Origin of the sequence: Acutalibacter sp. JLR.KK004, assembly GCF_036941085.1 — a bacterium.
In the GTDB taxonomy this organism is placed as follows: Bacteria; Bacillota; Clostridia; order Oscillospirales; family Acutalibacteraceae; genus Acutalibacter.
Genome location: NZ_JAYMNQ010000010.1, coordinates 1 through 485, shown reverse-complemented (window position 1 = coordinate 485; position 485 = coordinate 1). Strand labels below are relative to the sequence as shown.

At 57.3% G+C, this 485-nt stretch carries 1 protein-coding gene; it reads right to left on the bottom strand.

Translation table 11 applies throughout. The annotated features are described in order from the left end of the window. Positions 1 to 485, bottom strand: a 485-nt coding sequence (locus VSQ30_RS20555; RefSeq protein ID WP_334467150.1) for a peptidoglycan recognition protein family protein, incomplete at both ends; no start/stop codon positions are given.

The following is a 485-nucleotide window of genomic DNA, read 5'->3' as shown; positions in this document are numbered from 1 at the left end:
CAGTAGCCCCAGTTGCCGTCCTCTTTGGTGATGGTCAGCACCGTACCGTCCTCGAAAGCTTTAATTACCGAGCCGCTTACCGGGGCCGTGCGGCAGTTGAGGCCGTCATCGGCGTTTACCTGGCCTTGGTACGGCTTAAAGGGGCCAGCGGGAGCGCCGCTCAATTTCTGGTTTACCTCTTTGGCGATCTGCCCCAGCCGGTTGTAGATATAATCGCCGGGGCAGGACTTGTTTTCAAACCAACGGTGGGCGGTCATGTTCTGGAGGTTCACTTGGCCCACCAGCCCCTTGTCGGCCTGCCACAGCAGCCGCTTAATCGTGTTGCGCTTGCAGATATCCGCGCACAGCTCAATAAGGGACTTCCAGACATTGGCGTTGATTGCGTAAGGGTAAATAGCATCGCTTGCGCACTCAATGGTAATGGCCCGGTTGTCATTTGCCGCGCTGGAGGAACACCAGGAGCGGTCGCTTTCGTCCACAATGGT